The 25,087-nt window shown below is 30.6% G+C and carries 16 protein-coding genes; 8 read left to right on the forward strand and 8 right to left on the reverse strand.

From position 1 onward, the window contains the following. Positions 1–13: 13 nt before the first annotated feature. Both WA340_RS13915 and WA340_RS13920 read right to left on the reverse strand, forming a co-directional pair. Positions 14–1,282, reverse strand: coding sequence for a GYDIA family GHMP kinase (locus WA340_RS13915; protein ID WP_336129524.1), 1,269 nt, complete (start codon positions 1,280–1,282; stop codon positions 14–16). A gap of 38 nt (positions 1,283–1,320) precedes the next feature. Continuing rightward, positions 1,321–2,619: a hydroxymethylglutaryl-CoA reductase, degradative gene (locus tag WA340_RS13920; RefSeq protein WP_336067359.1), complete on the reverse strand. Its 1,299-nt coding sequence runs from the start codon at positions 2,617–2,619 to the stop codon at positions 1,321–1,323. Between the two features lie 179 nt (positions 2,620–2,798). Between WA340_RS13920 and WA340_RS13925 the strand changes: the two genes are divergently transcribed. The 3 genes from WA340_RS13925 to WA340_RS13935 all read left to right on the forward strand — a co-directional run bounded on the left by WA340_RS13925 (position 2,799) and on the right by WA340_RS13935 (position 7,249). Then, a complete protein-coding gene (locus tag WA340_RS13925; RefSeq protein WP_336129525.1) occupies positions 2,799–4,985 on the forward strand; it encodes a S9 family peptidase in 2,187 nt (728 codons plus the stop codon). 25 nt (positions 4,986–5,010) lie between these two features. Next, positions 5,011–6,606, forward strand: coding sequence for a peptide MFS transporter (locus tag WA340_RS13930; protein ID WP_336129526.1), 1,596 nt, complete (start codon positions 5,011–5,013; stop codon positions 6,604–6,606). Between the two features lie 100 nt (positions 6,607–6,706). Continuing rightward, positions 6,707–7,249, forward strand: a complete 543-nt coding sequence (locus tag WA340_RS13935) for a thioredoxin family protein (RefSeq protein ID WP_336129527.1) — start codon at positions 6,707–6,709, stop codon at positions 7,247–7,249. Between the two features lie 6 nt (positions 7,250–7,255). On the opposite strand, the gene WA340_RS13940 is transcribed toward WA340_RS13935, so the two are convergent. The 4 genes from WA340_RS13940 to surE all read right to left on the reverse strand — a co-directional run bounded on the left by WA340_RS13940 (position 7,256) and on the right by surE (position 11,851). Next, entirely contained in the window at positions 7,256–9,283 is a 2,028-nt protein-coding gene (locus WA340_RS13940) for a ComEC/Rec2 family competence protein (RefSeq protein WP_336129528.1), read from the reverse strand. 70 nt (positions 9,284–9,353) lie between these two features. Continuing rightward, positions 9,354–9,932, reverse strand: coding sequence for a C40 family peptidase (locus tag WA340_RS13945; RefSeq protein WP_336129529.1), 579 nt, complete (start codon positions 9,930–9,932; stop codon positions 9,354–9,356). 7 nt (positions 9,933–9,939) lie between these two features. Further along, positions 9,940–11,055: a lipid-A-disaccharide synthase gene (gene lpxB / locus WA340_RS13950; RefSeq protein ID WP_336129530.1), complete on the reverse strand. Its 1,116-nt coding sequence runs from the start codon at positions 11,053–11,055 to the stop codon at positions 9,940–9,942. 19 nt (positions 11,056–11,074) lie between these two features. Next, entirely contained in the window at positions 11,075–11,851 is a 777-nt protein-coding gene (gene surE, locus WA340_RS13955; protein ID WP_336129531.1) for a 5'/3'-nucleotidase SurE, read from the reverse strand. Between the two features lie 150 nt (positions 11,852–12,001). Here surE and WA340_RS13960 point away from each other — a divergent pair, with 150 nt between their 5' ends. From WA340_RS13960 to WA340_RS13970, 3 genes are all read left to right on the forward strand, one after another. Then, complete coding sequence (locus tag WA340_RS13960; protein WP_336129532.1) at positions 12,002–14,137, forward strand: carboxy terminal-processing peptidase; 2,136 nt, start codon at positions 12,002–12,004, stop codon at positions 14,135–14,137. Positions 14,138–14,143: 6 nt separating this feature from the next. Then, the gene (locus WA340_RS13965) at positions 14,144–15,238 is read left to right on the forward strand and encodes an ABC transporter permease (protein WP_336129533.1); all 1,095 of its coding nucleotides are present in this window, start codon (positions 14,144–14,146) and stop codon (positions 15,236–15,238) included. Between the two features lie 320 nt (positions 15,239–15,558). Beyond that, positions 15,559–17,937 carry a GAF domain-containing protein gene (locus WA340_RS13970; protein WP_336129534.1) on the forward strand — a complete coding sequence of 793 codons (2,379 nt, stop codon included), beginning with the start codon at positions 15,559–15,561 and terminating at the stop codon, positions 17,935–17,937. Here WA340_RS13970 and WA340_RS13975 read toward each other — a convergent pair. After that, positions 17,921–19,186, reverse strand: coding sequence for a Pycsar system effector family protein (locus WA340_RS13975; protein ID WP_223077482.1), 1,266 nt, complete (start codon positions 19,184–19,186; stop codon positions 17,921–17,923). The two genes, WA340_RS13970 and WA340_RS13975, sit on opposite strands and share 17 nt — an antisense overlap. 56 nt (positions 19,187–19,242) lie before the next feature. Here WA340_RS13975 and WA340_RS13980 point away from each other — a divergent pair, with 56 nt between their 5' ends. Continuing rightward, on the forward strand, positions 19,243–22,953 hold the full coding sequence (locus WA340_RS13980) for a metallophosphoesterase (protein WP_336129535.1): 3,711 nt from the start codon (positions 19,243–19,245) through the stop codon (positions 22,951–22,953). 9 nt (positions 22,954–22,962) lie between these two features. Continuing rightward, on the forward strand, positions 22,963–24,237 hold the full coding sequence (locus tag WA340_RS13985) for a DUF2254 domain-containing protein (RefSeq protein WP_336129536.1): 1,275 nt from the start codon (positions 22,963–22,965) through the stop codon (positions 24,235–24,237). On the opposite strand, the gene WA340_RS13990 is transcribed toward WA340_RS13985, so the two are convergent. Further along, on the reverse strand, positions 24,226–25,032 hold the full coding sequence (locus WA340_RS13990; RefSeq protein ID WP_304145155.1) for a hypothetical protein: 807 nt from the start codon (positions 25,030–25,032) through the stop codon (positions 24,226–24,228). The genes WA340_RS13985 and WA340_RS13990 overlap by 12 nt on opposite strands. Positions 25,033–25,087: the final 55 nt, after the last annotated feature.

Genomic DNA, 25,087 nt, shown 5'->3' on the forward strand with positions numbered 1-25,087 from the left:
CTTTAAATGAAAACTATAAAACCATATCAGTATAACTTAAAATAGTATCAAACCCTTTGCTTTTAAAATACTCAGTTGGATTGATTTTTGAAGCCACTAAAACAAAATCTCCGCCCCAAGCACCAAGACTTTTTATACTTCCTCCAAAATTTTCAAAAAGTAATTGCTTTATTGGTGTTTGATTGGTTACAGAAGCAATAATCTGTTCATGTTGGTCTATTAACGATTGAAACTTCTCTAAAGTCTCACAAATTATAATTTGTTCTGTAATTGCATTTATTGCAGCAATGGTTGCTTCTAAATTGTTTCTATTAGCTTTGTAATGTGCAATACCATCTCTACTATTTTGTTTTTTATTTAAGTGAACAAAATATAGATTATTTTTAAAATTAGGATTAAAATTTAAAGTTTCAATAACTCTTTTTTTATCATTTAATTGATAAGTTAAAGCTAGGTCTTCTTGTGCACACGCAATGTCGTAACCACTACCGCCAAACGTTAATTCTAGTAATTTATAAGCATCAACATTAGCCCAGTTAGCGATATTATTAATTAAGGTTGAAGATGTGCCTAACCCCCAATTTTTAGGAAATTCTAATATAGTTGAAATTTTAAAACCTTCATATTTTAAAAAATCAGGATTTAACTGTTTTACAGCTGTTATAATTTGTAATAATCGATCTGAGATTTCAGGATTAGTTGAGCTTTCAATTGAAACATATTCATCTTTAAATGAAAATTTTGCACTAAACCAAACGTTTTGATTATGGTCTAAGCTGTTCCAGGTCAGTTTGTTTATTGTTTCTTTTTCAACATGAAGTGATTGTCCAAATACAGTAGGAACAGCTAATGCTTTTGCACCATCAAGCACCACATATTCTGCGGTTAGTAATAATTTTCCGTGACTGTAATAGGTTTGCATATTCTTTTCTTTATCTATTATTAAGCTGTGTTGATTGGTGGCTGAGCGTAGTCGAAGCCACTTTTTGAAATGACTTTCATTTTTACATTCAGCTAATTCAGGTAGCTTTTCAAAATCTCTATTTATTAAGGCTATTTTTTTATTTCTACTCCAACCCTGAATTTGCTTTTCACGATTAAAAGCATCATCAATTCTGTCAAATTCTTCTAAAAATACTAGTTTAACTGGTAATCTTTTTTTAGTGTGATTAGCACCTTGTCCATTGTTGTGTTCGTTTAATCTTTGTTCAATATTAATCGTACTTCCTGTGTAAAAGGAACCATCTGAGCATTCTAATATGTAAACAAATCCATTTGGCATTATCTATTGTGACTTCGACTACGCTCAGTCACCGATTTTTATCCTCTTAATTTTTCAATCTGTTCTACAACAGCGCTATGCGAAACAGTGTTGTGTTTAAAATGATTGATTATAGTTTCTTTTTCTTGTGGTGTTGCTTCAAATTGATTTAAAATATTCATCAAATGCATTTTCATATGCCCTTCTTGAATACCTGTTGTTGTTAAACTTCTTAAAGCAGCAAAGTTTTGTGCTAAACCAGCAACAGCTACAATTTGCATTAATTGCTTTGCGGTAGGGTGATCTAATAAGTTTAAAGCTAGTTTTACTAAAGGATGTAAACTTGTTAATCCGCCAACTGTACCTAAAGCTAACGGAATTTCCATCCAAAAAGTAAACACGCCATTTTCAACTTTTGCATGTGTTAAACTAGAGTATTGTCCATTTTTTGATGCGTAGGCATGTACGCCAGCTTCTACAGCTCTAAAATCGTTACCGGTAGCCAAAACAACAGCATCAATACCATTCATAATACCTTTGTTGTGCGTTACTGCTCGGTAAGGTTCTATTTCGGCAATGTTTACGGCTTGTACAAATTTTTCGGCAAAGGTGTTTGGGTCAATATCTTTTTCGGCTAAATCTTCAACGTTGCAACTTACTTCAGCTCTAACTAAACATTCAGGTACGTAATTAGATAAAATACTCATCACAATCTCTACAGGTGCTGCAAGTTGTGTTTCAGCTTCAGCTTTAAATGTTTGTGCAAACTGCTCTAAACACGAATTGATAAAATTTGCACCCATTGCATCTAGCGTTTCAAAAGTCGCATGCAATTGGTAGTAATTATATAATCCTTCTGTTTTATCTTTAAGTTGAATGTCCAAAATACCGCCACCACGTTTTTCCATATTTTTGGTTATTGGCTTGGCATCTGTGATTAATTTCGACTTAATTTTGTCAAAAAAAGAGGTTAAAGCTTCCTTTTTACCATTGTACATAAAATGAACTTGCCCAATTTTTGTTGTGCTAATCACTTTAGTTTTAAATCCGCCACGCGTTTGCCAAAATTTTGCCGCTTTACTAGCAGCAGCAACGACTGAGCTTTCTTCAATCGCCATAGGAATAGTGTAGGTTTTGTCGTTAATCACAAAATTAGGAGCAACGCCAAAAGGCAAGTAAAAGTTAGTTACGGTGTTTTCTATAAACTCGTCGTGTAGCTGTTGTAGTTTTTCATCTGAGTTCCAATACTGCTTTAAAACTTGTTTAATCGAGTCATTTTCAGAAAAATGATGTGCTACTAACCAATCAATTTTTTCGGTTTTTGATAGTTTAGAAAATCCAGAAACTAATGCTGCCATGTAATTAAATTTAGAAATGCAAAGATACTACACTGAAGTTAACATTTTAAGTTTGGTGTAAAATTTGATTTAAATGATATTTGTAATGATGTTTTAAGTTGAATTTACTGTTAATATTTACGGTTTTTTGGCTAATTTTTAGTAAACTTGACATCCTTTTATTAAATATTTAATTTTAGATGAAAATATTCAAAATTCTTTCCCTTTTTTTAGTTTTAGCAACATCTGCTATAACCGCTCAAAACAAGCAAATTACATTAGAAGAGATTTGGAACGGTACCTTTAGAACAGAAGGTTTACAAGCGTTACACTCTATGAAAAACGGTCAACAATATTCCGTTTTAAATTTTGATAGAGCCAATCGTGCAACAACTATAGATATTTACGATTATAAAACGTTAGAAAAGACCAAAACTTTAGTAAGTTCTGCAGATATAGATGCTATACCTTACTTTACAGATTATACGTTTAGTGAAGATGAAAGCAAAGTGCTTTTAGCTACAGAAGAAGAGTCTATTTTTAGACGATCTACCTTAGGTAAATATTTTGTTTTTGATACCAAAACAGGAAAAACAACTTTAGTAACCGAAGACAAAATACAAGAACCAACTTTTTCTCCAGATGGGACAAAAATAGCTTTTGGTTTAAACAATAATTTGTATGTAAAAGATTTAGGCTCGGGTAAAATTACTCAGTTTACTACAGATGGTGAAAAAAATAAAATCATCAACGGAATTACCGATTGGGTTTATGAAGAAGAATTTAGTTTTGTTCGCGCTTTCGATTGGAATGCAGATAGCAACAAAATTGCATTTATCAGATTTGATGAAACTGATGTCCCAGAATTTTCAATGGATGTTTATGGTGAAGATTTATATCCAACACAATCGGTGTTTAAATACCCTAAAGCAGGAGAGAAAAATGCTGAAGTTTCACTTTATATTTATAATTTAAAAACAAATAAAGCTGAAGAAGTTAAAGTTGATAAAGCTTACAGTGACTTTTATATACCACGTATTCAATGGACCAACAATCCAGATGTGTTAAGTGCGCAATTTATGAATCGTCATCAAAACGAATTAGACCTTTGGTTTATTAACGCAAAGAAAAATGAAGCTGAAATTGTTTTAGCTGAAACGGATAGAGCATACATAGATGTGACTTTCGATTTAACATTTTTAGAAGATGATAGCTTTATTTGGACTAGCGAAAAAGATGGATATAATCACATTTATCACTATGATAAAAACGGAAAGTTAATTAACCAGGTTACCAAAGGAAATTGGGAAGTAACTAGCTATTATGGTTACGATGATAAAACCGATAGGATTTTTTACCAATCTGTAGAAAACGGAAGTATTAACAGAGATGTTTATGCTATAAAATTAAACGGAACTAAAAAACAAAGATTAACAGATAAAACAGGAACAAACAATGCAGATTTTAGTGCAAATTTCACCTATTTTATCAATACATTTTCAAATGCATCAACACCATATTTATATACTTTAAATGATGCAAAATCTGGTAAGGTTTTAAAAGTTATTAAAGATAATAGCGATTTAAAAAATCAATTAGCAGATTATCAATTATCAGAAAAAGAATTTTCTACAATAAATGTAAATGGTAACGACCTTAACATGTGGATGATTAAACCTGCAAATTTTAATGCCTCAAAACAATATCCATTATTCATGTTTCAATATTCAGGACCAGGATCTCAACAAGTAGCTAATCGTTGGAACAGTGCTAATGATTATTGGTATCAACTATTAGCTCAGCAAGGTTATATTGTTGCATGTGTTGATGGAAGAGGAACAGGATTAAAAGGAGCAGATTTTAAAAAAGTAACTCAAAAGGAATTAGGAAAATACGAGGTTGAAGACCAAATAGACGCTGCAAAATTATTAGGTCAAAGAAATTATATTGATACGTCAAGAATAGGAATTTGGGGCTGGTCTTATGGTGGTTTTATGTCAAGTAACGCCTTATTTAAAGGTAATGATGTCTTTAAAATGGCAATAGCAGTAGCACCAGTAACTAGCTGGCGTTATTACGACTCTATTTATACAGAACGTTACATGACAACACCACAAGAAAACCCAAGTGGTTATGACGAAAACTCACCAATTAACCATGTAGAAAAATTAAAAGGCGACTTTTTATTAATTCACGGATCAGGAGACGATAATGTACATGTACAAAATACAATGCGTATGGTAGAAGCGTTAGTACAAGCTAATAAACAGTTTGAATTAATGATTTACCCTGATAAAAATCATGGTATTTATGGCGGTAATACAAGATTACAGTTATATACTAAAATGACAAACTTTATAAATCGTACATTAGGCGATAAACTTTAAATAAAAACTAACTAAATTATACATTATGGAATTTAAATTTGGAGGTTCAGAAACCAATCAAAAGACTGTTTTAGGTCATCCTTCAGGGCTATTTGTCTTGTTTTTTACTGAAATGTGGGAACGTTTTTCTTATTACGGAATGCGTGCGCTTTTAGTACTTTTCCTAATTTCAGCAATCTCTGGTGGAGGTTGGGGCTGGGAAAGAGCTGATGCCACATTACTTTATGGATGGTATACTGGTTTAGTTTATATCACTCCAATAATAGGAGGTTATATTGCAGATAAGTTTACAGGTTACAGAAATGCAATCGTTATTGGAGCCTTATTAATGACGTTAGGTCATGCTTCTATGGCGCTAGAAGGTTTTACTAGTACATTTTTCTACTTAGGTTTATTTTTATTAATAATAGGAAACGGTATGTTTAAACCTAATATTTCTTCTATTGTTGGACAATTATATAAGTCTCAAGGAAAAGAGAAAGATGCTGGTTATACTATATTCTACATGGGTATAAATGCTGGTGCTTTCTTAGGGATATTGCTTTGCGGTTACATAGGAGAATCTCCAGATTGGGGATGGCATTATGGTTTTGGATTAGCAGGGATATTTATGTTTTTTGGAATGCTTCAGTTTTATTATGCACAAAAAATATTTGGGCGTATTGGTTTATCACCAAAAGGAACTCAAGAGTTTGACGATGCAGTAGAAGACTCTATTGAAGAAATTGGTGAAGATATTGAAGATGTAGTTGATGAAGCAAAAAAATCAAAAGTTACTAAAGATAGGTTAGTAGTAATTGGTGTTTTTGCATTTTTTACAATTTTCTTCTGGTGGGCTTTTGAGCAAGCAGGTAGTTCTATGACCATTTTTGCAAGTGACTATACAGATAGAACTCTTGAAGGTACTGGCGCAATGACTTTTAAAATTGTAAACACTATTTTAACTGTTGTTCCAATGTTAATCATTACCTATGTTCTAACGATGCTATTTAAGCAAACTTTTGGAAAGTATTCATTATCTAATATTTTATTAGCGACAAGTTTCGTGATTATTTGGGTTATTGTTATTTATATGCTTAATAAGCAGTTTAATGATCCAGCACCAGAAGTTCCAGCCTCTTGGTACGGAATTTTAAATTCATTCTTTATTATTGCGTTTGCTCCATTATTTTCTAAAATATGGGAGAGTAAATACAACCCATCTGGTCCAGTAAAATTTGCAATTGGATTAATTTTATTAGGATTAGGTTTCGGTATTTTAGCATATGGTTCTATGGGCATTCCTTTAGGAGCCAAAACAGCATCAGTAAGTATGATATTCTTAATTTTGGCATACTTATTACATACTTTAGGAGAATTATGTGTATCTCCTGTAGGTTTGTCTTATGTAAGTAAATTAGCTCCGTTAAAGTTAGTAGGTATGATGTTTGGTATTTGGTTTGTAGCTAATTTTATAGCTAACTTAACTGCTGGTTGGACAGCAAGTTACCTTGATCCAATAGTTGAAGAATATGGGATGTCTAATTTCTTTTTAATCTTTACAGCAATCCCTATTACAGCAGGTGTCGTAATGTTTATATTAAATAAAACATTAATAAAGAAAATGCACGGTGTAAAATAATTATAAGTAATTAATATAAAAAAAGCGTCTCAATTTAGAGGCGCTTTTATTTTTTGTAAATTTGGAATACATTTTGCGACTACAATAAAAAACAATATATATGAAAACATTTTTTATAGCCTTTACAATGCTTTTTGCATTAAATATTACCGCACAAGAAATTAATTGGATGTCTTTAGAAGAGGCTTTAGAGGCACAAAAAACTGCTCCTAAAAAAATATTTATTGACGCCTACACTGTTTGGTGTGGACCATGCAAAATGCTAGATCGCAACACATTTAAAAATGAAGACGTTGTAAAGTATATTAACAAATATTACTACGCAGTCAAATTTAATGCTCAAGGAGATGAAGAGGTAACTTATAAAGGAAAAACATATTCTAATCCTGGTTATGATCCTGCAAAAGCAAAAACAAGAAACGCTAATCATCAGTTATCTCGTGTTTTTGGTATAAGAGCATTTCCTACCTTAGTGTTTTTAGATGAACAATCTAATGTGTTAGCTCCAATTGTAGGATATAAAGATGCTCAAGGCTTAGAATTATACTTGAAAATGTTTGCGCAGAACGATCATAAGGAAATGAAAACTCAAGAAGATTTTAACGCATATTATGAGAATTTTAAATTTCAGTTCAAAAAATAAAAGTATTTAATCAATTATAAAAGCTCCCGTTTTTCCTGTTTGGTAAAACGGGATTTTTTGTTTTAAACAAGTAGTTTTCCAACGTAAAATATAAGATTTGTAGTTACTTCCATCTGCAATAATAGCTTTAGGCTGTATGCTGTCTATTAAACGCACTAAATTCACTTTTGGCGATTGGATAAGTAAAACATAATCAACTTTTAATTTTTTTACTTGATGTACACCTAAACTATCAACAACTAAAAGTGTTTTGTTTTTTATATTGAAAATAGGCTGTAAAGGTTTTGGCGTTTCAATTGTTAGGTTATTTTTTACTGCAAAAGTTCTTGGGATTGTATTTGTTTCAACAGCTTCAAGATTAGAGTATAATTGAAGCTTTTTATCAATTTTTTCACCAATGATTGTGTATTTACTTTTGTGAAACACATACAAACTTTCACCTTTATTTTGACTTGTGTTGAAGATGAAATTTGCTTGAAAGCCAATAATTAATGCTAACGAGTAGAATACCCATTTCGCTTTTCGGTTTAAATAAAATTGATAGACCGTAAAAATCAGTATATAACTTAAAATCACCTGAAATATATTGAAAGAAATGTCTTGAAATAAAAAGCTTTCTTGTCGTGCAATCCATTCAAAAAAAGTATTCATCATTCTTATAACAAAAGCAAAAATATCGGCTAAAAATTCAGGTAACAAATCAATCAAAGCTAATGTTATAACTAGCAATCCTAAACCTAAAATAATTCCTAAAATTGGAATAATCACCAAGTTTGATAACCAAAATAGACTTGGAAATTGATGAAAATAATACAAGCTAATTGGTATAATTCCAAATTGCGCAGACACGGTAACTGTAAATGTTTTCCAAAGTAAACTAAGTAATTTGTTTTTTGGTTTTAGTAAGGGTTCTATGATGGGCTGGATACTAACTATAGCAAAAACAGCAGCATAACTTAATTGAAAACCAACATCAAAAATAAAGCTAGGTTTAATCAATAAAAGGACAAAAATTGAAGTTGCTAGCGTATTGTAAATATTTGATGTTCGTTTTAAATTTAAACCAATCGCAACAATGCTAAACATAGTTGTAGCACGTACAATTGAAGCAGAACCACCAGCAATTATAGCATAACTCCACAGTAGAAATAAAATAAAAATTGTTTTTAAAAAATAGCCGTGCTTAATGCGTTCTAAAGGTTTTAAAACAAAACTTAAAATGAGTAAAATAATTCCAACATGTAAACCCGAAACTGCCAAAATATGTATTGCACCTGCATTAGTGTAACTATCGTAAAGATCTTTGTCAATACCTTGACGTTGCCCTAAAATCAAAGCATTAATTATAGATAATTCATCTTTAGTAAAATTATAGTTTGTTAGCTTTTCATTGATAAGTTGTCTAAAGTTGGCGGCATGACCACGTAGTGTATTTGTTTCATTATTTAAAAGGAAAAGCTCTGAATTTTTACTGTATAATTGATAAAAAACTTGTTGGTTTTTTAGATAGTTTTTGTAGCTAAACTGATCAGGATTTAAAGGAGGTTTTATATCATATATTTCGCTCTTAGTCACATAAATATGATCAACTTTTAATGTGTTTGTAGTAGAATCTTTTTCAATATTTAGTAATGCTTTACCGTTGGTATTTTGATGATCTACTTTTAAAATTTCAATGTAATAACGGTCGCTAAACGCATTTGGTTTTAAAAATTCTCTAACTTGAAAAGTGATTAATTGATGTTTTTGATTTTCTTCTTTAAAATGAAAAAAATGAGATTTTTCTAAAAGACTTTTGTTGATTGTAGAGACAAAAATGCCTAAAATAATACAAGTTAAAATTGCTGAAAAACCAAACCAAACTGTATTGTTGTATTTATCTTTAAAAATGAAATAAACTCCAGTTGTAATTATAAAACTAGCGATGAGAATTACTAATGCATAATTAATTTCTATCAGAAAGAATTCTGATAAAAGGATTCCAAAAATCAACCCGATGGTTAGTCTTACTATGCTGAATTTGAGAAGCTTCACTTCTCTAATATAATAAATAATTGATTATTCGTTCTGTGTTATAAGAAATATTTTAAGTTTTTAAAATATCTTATAACACACGACGCGCTTGTACAAACGCAAAATACCAGTATTTTTCAGATAGTAAAGATCTAATAACGCCACGACTTGTGCTAGCATGAATAAATTCTACACGACCTAAACGCGCAGAAGTAACTAAGCCAACGTGATTAACTTGCCTGCTATTTCTTTTAGTGGCAAAAAATAGTAAATCGCCTTCTTTTACTTCCTTTAAATCTACCCAATCTCCGTAAGTAGATAGCTGACTTGTGGTACGAGGTAAGCTAATATCTTCTTCAGAAAAAGCAGTATACATCAAGCCAGAACAATCCATTCCTTTTTTTGTAGTACCTCCATATTTGTATTTAACACCTTCGTAAGCACTAGCATTTTTAATGATTTTTTCAATTAATGCATTGTCAATTTCTTCTACAATAACTTTAGTTGAAGTTGTTGTCTTTTTAGTAGTTCCTCTAGTAGAAGGTTTACGTGTTTCTGGTGTTTTAGTGGTTTTTTCTTCCTCTTTTTTTGTGACAATAACATGTCTGTTTTTAGAGCCACCACAAGAAAAAATGGTAAGTAACAATAAAATTAAAGCGAATCTTTTCATTAAAAGGCTAATCATTTAGAGACTCAAATATAAGAGTTGCTGTTTTTAAACTGGCACCTTTTCCTCCTAATTTTTTTTCTAAATCGTAATAATCAATAAAAAACTTAGTACGCTCGTATTCATCTAAAATTAGATCTAATTCTTTTTTTAGACGTTTTTTATTAAAATCATTTTGAATAAGTTCAGTAACAGCTTCTTTTTCTAAAATAAGATTGACTAAGCTTATAAAATCAAGGTTTACAACACGTTTCCCTATTTGGTAAGAAATCCAACTACCTTTATAACAAACCACTTGAGGTACTTTAAAAAGTGCTGTTTCTAAAGTTGCAGTACCCGAAGTTACTAACGCAGCTGTAGATAAGCTTAGTAAATCATACGTTTTGTTATTTATAAAGTTAACGTTGTCTTGCTTTATAAACTGCTTGTAGAAGTCGTAATCTTGTCCTGGTGCGCCAGCAATTACAAACTGATAATCTTCATAATCATTAACAAGACTTAGCATAACCGAAAGCATTTTTGTGATTTCTTGTTTACGACTACCAGGTAATAATGCAATAATTGGTTTATCACTTAAATTGTGTGTTTTTCTAAATTCTGAATCATCAATTTGTGTTCGGTTAGAAATAGCATCAATTAAAGGATGACCTACAAAATGAACAGGAAAATTATGTTTCTTTTCATAAAAATCTTTTTCAAAAGGAAGGATCACATACATTTGATCTACATCACGTTTAATGTCTTTAATTCTGCCTTCTTTCCAAGCCCAAATTTGAGGTGAGATGTAATAGTGTGTTTTAAAACCTTTTGCTTTTGCCCATTTGGCTATACGTAAGTTAAAACCAGGATAATCAATAAAAATGATAACGTCTGGTTTGTAATTTTCTATATCTTTTTTACAAAACGACAAGTTCTTAGCAATGGTGCGTAAGTTCAGCACTACTTCTACAAATCCCATAAAAGCTAATTCTTTGTAGTGCTTAACTAAAGTGCCTCCAACTGTTTCCATCAAATCTCCACCCCAAAATCTAAAGTCTGCATTTGCATCTACTTTTTGTAAAGATTTCATAAGGTTAGAGCCATGTAAATCTCCAGAAGCTTCACCCGAAATAATATAGTATTTCATTTATTAAATATATTAAAACTTAATCGTTTAATTGCCAAGTATTAAGTTGCTGCATGTAGTGGTGCGCAGTCAAATCAAATTGTACAGGGACTACAGATACATATCCTTCTTTTAAAGCCCATTCATCTGTGTCACTTCCATTATCGTAATTTACAAATTTTCCTGTAAGCCAATAATAATCTTTTCCTTGCGGTGTTTTTCGTTTGTCAAATCTCTCTTTCCAATTGGCTCTAGCTTGTCTACATACTTTAATGCCTTTTATGTCTTTTTCTTCTAAATCAGGAATGTTAACATTCAAAATAACACCTTCAGCAATACCATGTTTTAAAGCGTTTTTTGTGATGCGTTTTACGTATTTTTTTGAGGCTTCAAAATTGGCTTCCCAGTTATAATTTAAATTAGAAAATCCTATTGCAGGTATGCCTTCTATACCTGCTTCAATCGCTGCACTCATCGTGCCAGAATAAATAACATTAATAGAACTGTTTGAACCATGATTAATCCCAGAAACACATAAGTCTGGCTTACGGTCTAATACTTCATTTACAGCAATTTTTACACAATCTGCAGGTGTGCCAGAACAACTATATTTTTGTGTTTTTTCACCTTTTTTAGAGACCTTATCTAAGTGTAATGTGTTGTTAATAGTAATAGCATGTCCCATACCACTTTGTGGGCTATCTGGTGCAACTACAACCACATCGCCTAAAGTTTCCATAACTTCAATTAAAGCTAAAATACCTGGAGCTGTAATTCCATCATCATTAGTCACTAAAATTAAAGGTTTTTTACTCATAATTAGATTTTTTTTCCCTATTGCTAAAATACATAAAAACTTCTGTAACCGCCTAATTTATTCAGTTTAACAAAAAATTAGTGCAAATAGATTTTATTGGCATAGTTTTTTCTTTACTTTAGTAGAAATTTCCCAATAAACAAGAAGAAAATGAGAAGGAATTATAATATTTTGCTACTAGTTTTAGTGCTTGCATTTGGATCTTGTAGCTTTACCACTAAGGTAGACGATAACCCAGATAAAGATAAATTATTAATTCAAATAATAACTTTGGCTTTAGATCAACTTCATTTTGAGCCAAAGACTGTAGATGATGCATTTTCAAAAGAAATATTTGAAGATTATTTAGAGCAAGTAGATCCTTTAAAACGTTACTTTTTAAAGTCGGATATTGATGATTTTAAAAAATACGAAACTGAAATTGATGACCAACTAAAAGCTTATGATATTTCATTCTTTAACGCAGTACACGAACGATTAATTAAGCGTCAAGAAGAAGCAAAAGCTTATTATAAAGAGATTTTAGAAAAACCTTTTGATTTTTCTAAGGATGAAGAATATAACGCAGATTATGAGAATTTAGAATACTCTAAAAACAAAAAACAGCTTAAAGAAAGATGGAGACAACAATTAAAGTTTAATACACTATCAAATTATGAAACTTTAATTGAGCAACAAGAAAATGACGAAGCTAAAGAAGATAATACAGAAGCACCAAAGTCTTTAACCGAACTTGAAAAAGAGGCTAGAAACGAAACCTTAAAAGCATTGGATAATTACTTTACAGACTATATTGAAGATATGGAACGTAAAGACTGGTTTGCTATGTACGTAAATACTATTGTAGAAGAGTATGATCCGCATACATCTTACATGGCGCCAGTAGATAAAGATCGTTTTGATCAACAGATGTCTGGTAAATTAGAAGGAATAGGAGCAAGACTACAAAAGAAAATGGATTACATTAAGATTGTCGAGTTAATCTCTGGTGGACCAGCTTGGAGAGATGGGCAAATTGAAGTAGGAGATGTGATTTTAAAAGTACGTCAAGGTGATGAAAAAGAAGCAGTAAGCATTGTAGGAATGCGTATTGATGATGCCATAAAACTTATAAAAGGACCAAAAGGAACAGATGTTGTTTTAACCATGAAAAAGGTTGATGGTACTATTGAAGATATAAAAGTAACAAGAGATTTAGTAGAGCTTGAAGAAACTTATGCAAAGTCTTCAATTGTTAAAAAAGATGATAGAATTTACGGAGTAATAAACTTGCCAAAATTCTATGTAGATTTTAATGATTATAAAGAACGAAATGCTGCTTCAGATATAAAATTAGAAATTGAACGTCTAAAAGAAGAAGGTATTGAAGGATTAGTCCTAGATTTAAGAAATAATGGTGGCGGATCCTTAAAAACAGTTGTCGATATGGCTGGTTTATTTATTGAAGATGGACCAATCGTTCAAGTAAGAGAAACTGGATCTGAAAAAGAAGTCTTAAAAGATACCGATAGAAGTATAACTTGGGACGGACCATTAGTAATTATGGTAAATGAGTTATCTGCATCTGCATCTGAGATTTTAGCTGCAGCAATGCAAGATTATAAAAGAGCCATCATAATTGGTAGTAAGCAAACCTACGGAAAAGGAACTGTACAAAACGTACTTGATCTAAACAGAATGGTGCGTAATAGTTCTCACGGAGATTTAGGTGCTTTAAAATTAACGCGTCAAAAGTTTTACCGTATTAATGGAGGATCAACACAATTAGAAGGTGTTAAAAGTGATATTGCTGTACCGGATAGATATAGTTTTATTGACATAGGCGAACGTGACCAAGAAAATCCTTTACCTTGGGATAAGATCACACCAGTAAACTACGATGTTTGGGATAGTTATTTTGATTATGATGCAACTATTTCAAAAAGTAAACAACGTATGGCAAATAACGAGCAACTTAAACTTATCGAGCAAAGCGCAAAATGGGCTAAAAAGCAAATGGACGATAATACTTACTCGTTAAACTATGATAAATACAAAGCTAAATTAGAGTTAAACGAAGAACAAGCTAAACAGTTTGATGCTATTTCAGATTACAAAACAGACTTATCTTTTAGCTCTTTGCCATACGAGCAAAAAATGTTTGAACAAGATACAGTGTTAAAGCAAAAGCGAGAAAGATGGCACGAAAATTTAAGTAAAGACGTTTATGTAGAAGAAGCTTTAAACGTATTAGACGACTTAAATAGCACTTACCGTATTAACAAAGTAGCTACAATAAAAGATTAATAATCAATGAGTCAAAACTCAAGCTCATTATCTCAATTAGCGCTTCAAAAGTTTAAAAAAAACTTTTGGGGCGTTTTTAGTTTGATATACATTGGCTTAGTTGGTATAATCTCGGTTTTTGCTTATGTTTTTGCTCCAGATAGTTCGCAAAACGCCAATCAAATGCATGTCTCTATTCACTCTAAATCACCTGGTTTTTCAGTAGATATGCTAACCATTCCTTCAGAAGTTGAAAATGATCAAAATTGGTTTGATATTATTTTCTTCGGAAAGAAAAACACAAGCACAGAAATTCCTATTTCAAAATATAAATTAGAAGGTAATCAGCTAACTTATACCGAGTATGTTTCTGATGGATTGCAAGGTCAAACAAAAACCATAAAGGCTAATTTTATTTCAGATAATTTAGTAAAACAATTCATAAAAAATAGAACATTTCTTTTAGGAACAGATAAATACGGAAGAGACTTGTTAAGCAGGCTTTTGGTAGGTGCACGTATTTCGTTTTTTATAGGTTTTGTAGCTGTGTTTATTTCGTTAGTAATTGGTGTTTTTATGGGAAGCATTGCCGGTTATTATGGTGGTAAAATAGATGCAGCAATTATGTGGATTATTAACGTGACATGGTCAATTCCTACACTATTATTAGTAATTGCTATAACCTTAGCTTTAGGCAAAGGGTTTTGGCAAGTATTTATAGCAGTAGGCTTAACCATGTGGGTAGAAGTAGCAAGAGTGGTAAGAGGTCAAATTATTAGTGCTAAAGAAATGCAATATGTTACCGCAGCAAAAGCGTTAGGGTTTAATGACTTTAGGATTATAACCAAGCATATTTTACCCAATATTTTAGCGCCAGTAATAGTAATTTGTGCAGCTAATTTTGCAGCAGCAATTTTAATAGAATCAGGTCTTAGTTTTTTAGGTATTGGTGCCCAGCCGCCAATGGCAAGTTGGGGAGCAATGATAAAAGATCATTACAATTATATTATTTTAGGTAAACCTTACTTGGCAATTTTACCAGGACTTTGCATCATGTTTTTGGTAATGGCTTTTATGCTTGTTGGTAATGCTTTACGAGATGCTTTAGATGTTAAAGTCTAATTAATTTCTTCATTAATTGTCTATTATACTAATTAAACATCTATAGTTTTTATAATAACTGAAGTGTAATAGTTGTAAGTTATTTTATTTTTTAACGACAATCAATTATTAATTAATTTAATATAAGTTAATTAAGTAGTCTTTTGTAAGATTGTACTATTTAGGTAACTCATAGGTGTTATTATATATTGTCAACTAAATTAGTTATATTAAGAAGTATAGCTAATACAATAACTATTGTATATACCTTTGTAGTTTAAAAATATAAGAAGTTATAATAAAGACCTCAATATTTTTTAATTTTGCACAAATAAAATAATATGCTAAAAACTATAGACACAAGTATTACTTTTCCTTTTTCTGTGAAAATTGGTTTTAATAAATTATTAAGCCAGTACGATGCTTTGTCTAAAAGTGAAAATGAAATTATAGCCAAAAAAGCAAAAGCTATTTTAAAAGTAGCAGAGCTTAATCCTATTTTAAGGGAAGGTTTTACAGATTATGAAGAACTTTTTCAATATAAAGATGAAATAAACATTGTGCTTCAAGATGTGTTTAGTGAAGTGTTAACGCTAAACGAAATTAAGTTTGCAACAATTCCGTTACAAAATACAGTTTTGTCTTCTACGCAACGTTTTAAAAACATTGTTAGCGATGCAGGAGAAGAGTTTAGTCTGGCAATAAAAAATATGCCAGATGATGACTTATATATTTTTGGTTGTACAATAATTATAAGTATGTATTATGGTTATAGTTTAAATTTTAAACGACCAATTTATTACGATATACCTGATGGTAATGGAATTTTAAGAACATATAAAGTGCTATATAACGCAGATTTTATAGAGATTTTACCAACAGAAAATGCACCAAAGTTTACAAAAGCAGACTATGAAGAATTATTGGATAATTTTGATGATATAGACCTTTGGAAAGAAAAATTTCCGCCAAAAAGTTATCAATTTAATGGTTTTGTAATCTCTAGTATGTTTGATGTTACAGACGATCAATCTATTTCAAATATAAAATCAACTTTAATTCAAATAAACAATAGAGAGAAGCAAGGATTTATAGAGAATTTTGAAAATGTTTTTCAAAGACTATTTAATAGTAACAATATAAAAGTTGGTTTTTCAATATTTACACAAGAAGACAGTTCGCTTACGCAAGCCTATCAAAGTAATATAAAAAGTTTTTTATTAAACCATCAAGAAACAATACACTGTAAAGATGCACTTTGTATGTTTTCTTATGATAAGTTAATAAAAGATAAAAATTATTACACAATCTCTGATGTAGAAAAGCTGTATCAATTATCAAAAGGTAAAGAGCCACAACTTAAAGCTTTGCACGATCAAGGTATAGAAAGTGCTATTTTTGCTCCAATAGCAGAAGATGGACAGCTGTTAGCTATTTTAGAATTAGTGTCTAATCAAAAAGGAGAGTTAAACAGTATTAATGCAAATAAGTTAATAGATGTAATGCCTTTTATACTTACAGTTGTTAAACGCGCAAAAGAAGAGGAAGAAAACGAAATAGAAGCTATCATACAAAGAGAATGCACATCTATACATCCAAGTGTAAGATGGAAGTTTGAAGAAGCAGCAAGGTTATTTAAAAAAGAGCAAGAAGAAGGTAAACGTAACCCAAACTTTAAGCGTATTAGCTTTAAAAAAGTCTATCCGTTGTTTGGTCAAATTGATGTAAAAGGATCTTCAAAAGAAAGAAATGAAGCAACACTAAAAGACCTTCAATTACAACTCAAACTCGTAAAAAATATAATTGAAAAAGCATCAACACTAGAAGATTTAATAATTTACCAGCAAATTAAGTTTAAGATTGATCAATTTGAAGATCATTTAAAACAACAGTTTAAAGTAGATACAGAGCAAAAATTAACGCAGTTTTTTAATAAAGAAATAGAGCCTATATTTAGATTTCAACTAAATAAACACCAGCAATTAAAGGAAGATATAGAAGATTACTTTAATAAGATAGACAATACTTTAAAAGTTATTTATTTTTATCGCAAAAATTTTGATGATACCATTAGCTTGATTAACAAAAACATGGCGTCTATTATAGATAGAAAGCAAATTGAAGCTCAAAGCATGTATCCTCACTTTTTTGAACGTTTTAAAACTGATGGTGTAGAACATAACATGTACATTGGCGAGTCAATTACAAAGGAAAATTCTTTTAACGAAATTTATCTTTATAACCTAAGGTTATGGCAAATGCAGGTCATGTGCGAGATGGAAAATACATACTACAACCATCAACATCAATATCCAAAAGCTTTAGACGTAGCATCAATGATATTGGTGTTTAATCAACCGTTATCTATTCGTTTTAGAACAGATGAAAAGCATTTTGATGTAGACGGAACATATAATGCAAGATATGAGGTAGTAAAAAAGCGAGTAGATAAAGCTTATATAAAAGGTACTGACGAGAGAATTACCCAAAAAGGGAAGTTAACTATTGTATACTCTCAAAAAGAAGATGAAAAAGAATATTTACAATACGTTAAGTTTTTACAAGCCAAAAAACGTTTAGCAAATAATTTAGAAATATTAGAGTTAGATGATTTGCAAGGTGTTACTGGTTTAAAAGCAATACGAGTAGATATTCTTTATAACGATAAAGCAGAAGATGTTTACTTTACTTATAAAGACATGCTTAAAGATAAAAAGTAGATTTTTTATCTTTAAGCATATCTGTTTTAATAATAGAAGTTGTGTCTAAAACGTCTTCTATGTTAGTTCCAGGATTGTTCTTTACAGCAATTCCAAAAGCAATTAAAGACGTAATAATACCGATCATAAATACAGTATAAGTTATACGTAATAACCTATATTTTCTTTCTAACACTTTACCTAAAAAATATAAGTCTTTAGTAAGGGATTTATAAACGTAGTTTTTATCTTTTAAAAGCTCTTCTATAGCCCATTCGTATTCTTTTAAATCCATTTTATGGAAGTTACCAAAAAAGGTTAAGTTTACTTCTTTATTAGCGACATCTTCTTTGGTAAATTCTCCGCTAGTGACGTTAGGACGAGTAGCTATTATTGACATTACCATAGAAATCACGCTAAATACAGTAAAAATTACTGTAGGCCAAGTCAGGTAAGGATTAGTATCTAATTTAGAAATTAAATTAGCTAATACTACCGATATGATAATGGCATTTACAGACAGCAAAATATTAGCTTTTGTATCTGCAATGTCACTTAATTTAATATGGTTTCTTAAAGCAACTCTATAAAATGTTTGTATACCTCGTTCTGGGCTTTCGTTTTTATATTGTGCTTTATATTTTGCCTTAATTTTTTCCTTTTTAATTTTTCTTTTGTGCTTCTTTTTAGTTTTAATAAGCTTAGCAAGATTTTTCTCTTTTCTTGGTTGCCAATTCTTTAAAGCATAATCTGTATAAAATCGATGCTTTTTTGATAGCATTTTTATGTTTTCATCAAGCCATTCGCTAGGAGTAAATGTAGCGATACCATTAATTTCAAGCTCTTTTCTTAAAAATTCACTTGCTTCATTAAAATATTTTTTTCCAAAATGAGACGCATCTGCATCACGTAAGATTTTATCAAGCTCAGTTTTAGGTTCGTTAGCTACTTTTGTAGCCATTATGCAGTCTTTTACGCTATCAATTACCTTTTGATCAGCACCTTCTTTTTTTAGGAAATCTTCTGCAATTTTGGCGCTTTCATCTTCATGGTCATCCCTAGTTTTGGTGTAACCAGTGTCATGTAATAATGCTGCTAGCATCAAAATTTCAGCATCATTAACATTAATTTCAGAATTTTCAATTATTTCTTTTGTACATTTAAAAACACGCTTTGTATGTGTATGATTATGATAAACTATCGTATCCGGTAGTTCATTTTTAAAAAGTTCAAATACAAAGGATTCTGTTTTTTCAACAAGCTTAGTCATTTATAATTTTTTTAAACTAACCTAAAATAACCAAAAATTAACCGTAAATACTATTTATGTCAAAAAATAACATAATTCTAACGTTTTTTATTACATTTTTAATTGCTAGTTGTGCTTCTTACAAAGCACAATATAAAGAAGAAGATAATAAAATTCAACAACTTCCAGACAAATCAATAGATAAGACTTTTTATCTTATAGGAGATGCAGGTAAGTCGCCAATTAATGGCTATTCTAAAGGATTAAAAGCTTTTAAAAGTTTTATTAAAAATAAAAATACTAAAAATACTTATGCAATATTTTTAGGAGATAATATATATCCTGCAGGTTTACCTGATGAGGATGATGAAGGCTATTCTGAAGCTAAAAACAACCTACAAGCACAAGTTAATAGTTTAGATGGTTTTGAAGGAGATGTGGTTTTTATACCTGGTAATCATGATTGGTATGCAGATGGAGTAAAAGGTGTAAAACGACAAGAAAAATTTATAGAAGACGCTTTAGGTAAAAATACGTTTCAGCCAGAAAATGGTTGTCCGTTAGAAGATTATGATGTTGGCGAAAACACAAAGCTTATCATTATAGATACACAATGGTATTTAGAGAATTGGAATGATAATCCTACGATAAATGACAAGTGTGAAATAAAAACAAGAAAACGCTTCTTTTTAGAATTAGAAGGCGAATTTAAAAAAGCTCAAAATAAGCGTGTCATAGTTGCAATGCACCATCCAATGTATACCAACGGTACTCATGGTGGATTTTACGAAAAATCAAAGCACTTATACCCAACGCAAAGCAAAATTCCTGTTCCTATTTTAGCGTCGTTTTTAGTACAAGTAAGAACGCAAGGTGGTGTATCTATTCAAGATCGTTATAACGAAAGGTATAATGAGTTAATGAGTCGTGTAGAAACTTTAGCTTTAGAGTATGATAATATTGTCTTTGCATCAGGACATGAACATACCTTGCAATACATAGAAAATAATGGTATTAAACAAATTGTTTCTGGTTCTGGAGCAAAAGAATCTGGTGCAGCATTAAGTAGAAATGGTTTGTTTGCATACGGTAAGCAAGGTTTTGCAACATTAACGGTTTATAAAGACGGAGAAGCTTGGGTTAGCTATTACGGCGAAGAAAATGAAAATCCTAAACTATTATTTACACATCAAGTTTTTGAACAACGCGAACAAGAATTTGATGTTTCGACTTTACCAGATAATTTCCCTCAAACTATAAAAGCATCAGTTTACACTAAAGAAGAAACTGATAAATCAGGTGTTTATGAAGCCTTTTTTGGAGAACGTTATCGTGATTTATATAGTACAAAAATAGATGTGCCAGTTGCAACATTAGATACACTTTATGGCGGTTTAGAAATAGTAAGAGAAGGTGGCGGACATCAAACAAGATCCATAAGATTAAAAACCAAAGATGGAAGAGAGTTAAATATGCGTGCATTGCGTAAAAGTGCAACGCAATATTTGCAAACAGTTTTATTTAAAGATAATTATCTAGAAGATGACTTTGATAAAACAACTGTAGAAAATTTAATTTTAGATTTCTACACAGCAGCTCATCCATATGCATTTTTAGCAGTACCAGACTTGGCAGATGCAGCAGATGTATATCATACAAATCCAAAATTATATTATATACCAAAACATAAATATCTTGGAGATTATAATAAAAATTATGGAGGCGAATTATATATGATTGAAGAACGTCCAGAAGAAAATTACTCAAACGAACGTAATTTTGGATATGCAGATGATATAGAAAGTACACATGATATTATAGAGAAAATAAGAGATGACGAAAAATATAAAATTGACGAAAACTCTTATGTAAGAGCAAGGTTGTTTGATATGTTAATTGGTGATTGGGATAGACATCAAGACCAATGGAGATGGGCGCAATTTGATCAACCTAATGGAGACAAGCTATTTAAACCAATACCAAGAGATAGAGATCAAGTGTTTTCTAATTTTGACGGAGCAATACTAGATGTAACGCGTTTTCTATCTGGCGCATCTAAGCAACTACAAGTTTACGACGATAAGTTAAAAGATGTAAAATGGATGAATAGTGCTGGCGTTAAATTAGATAAGGTTTTAATACAACAATCAGATAAAGACGTTTGGTTAAAACAAGCTAAATTTATTCAAGAAAATGTAACAGATCAAGTTATAGAAAAAGCCTTTTCAAAATTACCAGAAGCCTCTAAAAAAGAATCTTTAGCTGAAATTAAAAAGTTTTTAAAAGGTAGAAGAGATAACCTTAAAGATATAGCAGAACGTTACTATAAATATTTAAATGAATTGGTCATCTTAACAGGAACCGATAAAGACGATTTTATAGAAATTAACCGTATTGCAGATAATAAAACAAAAGTCACCATTTGGAGAAATAAAGACGGAGAAAAAGCAGACGTTATCGTAGATAGAGTTTTTGATAAATCGATAACAAAAGAGTTATGGATTTATGCACTTGATGATGATGATATCATTGAAGTAAAAGGAAAAGCCAATAATCTAATTTTTACACGTATTATTGGTGGACAAAATAACGATAAGTACATTATAAAAAATGGTAGACGCGTTCATGTCTACGATCACAAAACTAAGCCAAATGAAATTGTTGAAAATAAAGGTGCAAAAATAAGCTTAACAGATATCTACAATAATAACCTTTTCGACTTTCAACGTAATATTGTAAAGTCAAATATATTAGCGCCAAGTATAGGTTATAATCCGGATGATGGTATTTTATTGGGGCTTCAAGACACGTACACAGTTAAAGGTTTTAGCAGAAATCCTTATACGCAAAGACATAAATTTAAAGCAGGATATTACTTTGCAACAAGTGGTTTTAGTTTAGATTATAGAGGAGATTTTGCAAACTTTACTAGCGAGTGGAATTTGCACATTACAGGTAAAGTAACTAGTGAGAATTTTACTAACAACTTTTTTGGTTATGGAAATGAAACAGTAAACCTTGATGATGATTTAGGTTTAGATTACAACCGTGTAAAAACAAGTACGTACGCCACAAGTTTTGGATTATCAAAACGAGGTAATTTTGGTAGTGATTATGGTGTTAGTATACTTGCAGAAGCTATAGAAGTAGAAGAAACACCAGATAGATACATTAAGGTTTTACAACCACAAAACGCTTCAGAAGAATTTTATGGAAGAAGATATTTTGCTGGTGCGCAAGGTGATTTTAAATATGAAAGTTTTGATAGTAAAATTACCCCAACAAGAGGTATGACGTTTAATATCTCTGCAGGAGCAAAAACCGAAATAGATAACAGTAAATATACCTACGGTTTTATAGATAGTAATTTAGGTTTCTATAATGCCTTAACAACAAATAGAAAACTAGTGCTTAAAACAGATGTAAGAACACAAATACGTTTTGGGGACGATTTAGTGTTTTATCAAGCAGCTAATCTTGGTGGGCAAACAGGATTAAGAGGATTTAGATTACAACGTTTTACAGGACAACATAGTCTAGCCGGAAGCGCAGATGTACATTATAGATTAGGCTCTTTTAAAACTAAAACGTTACCATTGCAAATTGGACTTTTTGCAGGAGGAGACGTTGGTCGTGTATGGCTTAAAAATGATGATTCCAAAAAATGGCATAACGATTACGGTGGAGGATTTACTGTTGCTGCTGCCGAAACTGTAGCTGGTACTTTTAACTTTTTTAATAGTGTTGAAGGTTGGCGATTTTCTTTCGGATTTGGTTTAAGCTTTTAATCACATTCAATGAAAAACTATTTAGCAAGTTTATTAAAGTATGTCTATAAATTAGAAAGTAAAATTGCGTTTTACCCAACTTTTTATAGTGTAATAGGTCTTGCTTTTTCATTTTTAACTTATCGTGCCGAAAGTTTAGGGTTTTCTCAGTATTTGTATGAAAATCTTCCGCAGTTAATCATTAACAGTACGGATACTGCACTAAATATTTTAACCACTTTTATTGCTGGGTTAATTTCAATTATGGTGTTTAGTTTTTCAATGGTGATGGTGTTGCTTAATCAAGCTTCAAGTAACTTTTCGCCAAGAGTTTTACCTGGCTTAATTTCTAATAAAAGGCATCAAAAAATATTAGGTATTTATAATGCTACTTTGCTGTATTGTATTTTTACTTTGGTACAAATAGAACCTAACCAAGAAAAATTTCAGCTTCCAGGATTTTCGGTGTTATTAGCAATTGGATTTATGACTGTTTGTTTAGGTGCTTTTATTTATTTTATTCATTCTATTTCACAAGAAATTCAAGTGAATAACATTGTTTTAAATATCTATAAAAAAGCCAAAAACAGATTAGAAAAGCTTATAGATTCAGAAAAAAATAACAATCAAAATTTTCCTGATACTGAAGATTGGAATTGCTACAAAACAAAAACTTCAGGTTACATGCAAGATGTTGTGTTAGGTGTTTTTCTTGATTTTGCAAAAGCGCATAATTGTAAATTTGAAGTATTACCTATTAAAGGTAATTTTGTTTTCAAAGATGAGATTCTTTTTAAATGCAATAAAAGGCTAAATGAAGAAGAATTAACAAAAGTATATTCTTTGTTTAACTTTTCTAGTAGCCAGCGTATTGAAGAAAATTACGTTTTAGCTTTTAAACAAATGACAGAAATAGCTGTAAAATCTATGTCGCCTGGAATTAACGATCCAGGAACAGCGCTAATATGTATAGATTACTTAACACAATTATTTAATATTAGACTTTGTAAAAAGGATCAAATTATTTTATCACAAGAAGATGTGAGTTGTATAAAGATTAATTCGGTAAGTTTTAAGTCGCTTTTATACTCTGTTATAACACCTATAAGAACTTACTCTAAACACGATATAGTTATTGTTTTAAAATTATTTTCTATGTTAGAATACGTATATCTTAACTCAAAAAACGAGGTGTATTCTAAAGCTATAAAAGAAGAAGCTAATTCTTTGTATAAAGATGCGAAGCAAGTTATTAAAAACGAAACTGATTTATCAAAATTAGAAACGGCTTTCTTAAAGTTTTAATACATAAATATTATTATCCTCTTTACCAGAATCTTCATCTGTTATAATTACTGTATTGTTATCTTTAAAGCAAATACCTTCTTTTTGAGAGTCGTGTTTAAAATCTACAGCTTCAACCTTTCCTTCAAAAAAGTTGTCGTCTTCAAAGTCTGTTAATTTCCATAATTTATCATGGTTAAGTAATACAACAGTTTTTCCGTCATCACTAATATCTGCAGACGTTATTTTATTGTGTTTTCCTTCTAAATTATATTCTGTTACAAGTTTTGCTACATGTGTGCCTAGCGTATTCGGAACTTTTAAAACTTTAAAGTTTTTGGTTTCTTTAGTAAAAATGTAAAAGTTGTTATTTAACAAAAAGAAAGACTCAAAATCTTCAGATTTTACATTTTTTGGTAGGGTAAAATGAACAGTATCTGCAGTAACTTTATCTTTAACCGAATTTATATCTTCAATTTTATAGATAAAAAAATGCTCTCTTTTTCTACTATTATTTCCAAAATCACCAATGTATAAATTGCCGTCAGCATCACTGGTTAGATCTTCCCAGTCTTCATTTTTAACGTTGCTTACATCTATATCTCTAACAATATTTCCTTTGTAGTCCATACCATACACATTTTTTTTGTTACCAGCATCTTCAATAGTCCAAACAATATTTGTGTGGTTAACTATTTCTGCAGCAGATGCTTCTTTTAAATCGCTATCAATGGACCCAACAACAGTAAGTTTTCCGCTTTGACAAGACATAAAAAGTAATATTAAAAAGACAGCAGGTTTTAACTTAAAAATCATAAATTGTAAATTGTTAAATGAGAATAGAATATAAGTATTGTTGTATTTATATTAA

Source organism: Mesoflavibacter sp. CH_XMU1422-2 (assembly GCF_037029245.1).
GTDB lineage: Bacteria > Bacteroidota > Bacteroidia > Flavobacteriales > Flavobacteriaceae > Mesoflavibacter > Mesoflavibacter zeaxanthinifaciens.

Coding starts and splice junctions, on each gene's coding strand:
- WA340_RS13915 (WP_336129524.1), bottom strand. CDS start 1,282: ATGCCAAATGGATTTGTTTACATATTAGAATGCTCAGATGGTTCCTTT.
- WA340_RS13920 (WP_336067359.1), bottom strand. CDS start 2,619: ATGGCAGCATTAGTTTCTGGATTTTCTAAACTATCAAAAACCGAAAAA.
- WA340_RS13925 (WP_336129525.1), top strand. CDS start 2,799: ATGAAAATATTCAAAATTCTTTCCCTTTTTTTAGTTTTAGCAACATCT.
- WA340_RS13930 (WP_336129526.1), top strand. CDS start 5,011: ATGGAATTTAAATTTGGAGGTTCAGAAACCAATCAAAAGACTGTTTTA.
- WA340_RS13935 (WP_336129527.1), top strand. CDS start 6,707: ATGAAAACATTTTTTATAGCCTTTACAATGCTTTTTGCATTAAATATT.
- WA340_RS13945 (WP_336129529.1), bottom strand. CDS start 9,932: ATGAAAAGATTCGCTTTAATTTTATTGTTACTTACCATTTTTTCTTGT.
- lpxB (WP_336129530.1), bottom strand. CDS start 11,055: ATGAAATACTATATTATTTCGGGTGAAGCTTCTGGAGATTTACATGGC.
- surE (WP_336129531.1), bottom strand. CDS start 11,851: ATGAGTAAAAAACCTTTAATTTTAGTGACTAATGATGATGGAATTACA.
- WA340_RS13960 (WP_336129532.1), top strand. CDS start 12,002: ATGAGAAGGAATTATAATATTTTGCTACTAGTTTTAGTGCTTGCATTT.
- WA340_RS13965 (WP_336129533.1), top strand. CDS start 14,144: ATGAGTCAAAACTCAAGCTCATTATCTCAATTAGCGCTTCAAAAGTTT.
- WA340_RS13970 (WP_336129534.1), top strand. CDS start 15,559: ATGCTAAAAACTATAGACACAAGTATTACTTTTCCTTTTTCTGTGAAA.
- WA340_RS13975 (WP_223077482.1), bottom strand. CDS start 19,186: ATGACTAAGCTTGTTGAAAAAACAGAATCCTTTGTATTTGAACTTTTT.
- WA340_RS13980 (WP_336129535.1), top strand. CDS start 19,243: ATGTCAAAAAATAACATAATTCTAACGTTTTTTATTACATTTTTAATT.
- WA340_RS13985 (WP_336129536.1), top strand. CDS start 22,963: ATGAAAAACTATTTAGCAAGTTTATTAAAGTATGTCTATAAATTAGAA.
- WA340_RS13990 (WP_304145155.1), bottom strand. CDS start 25,032: ATGATTTTTAAGTTAAAACCTGCTGTCTTTTTAATATTACTTTTTATG.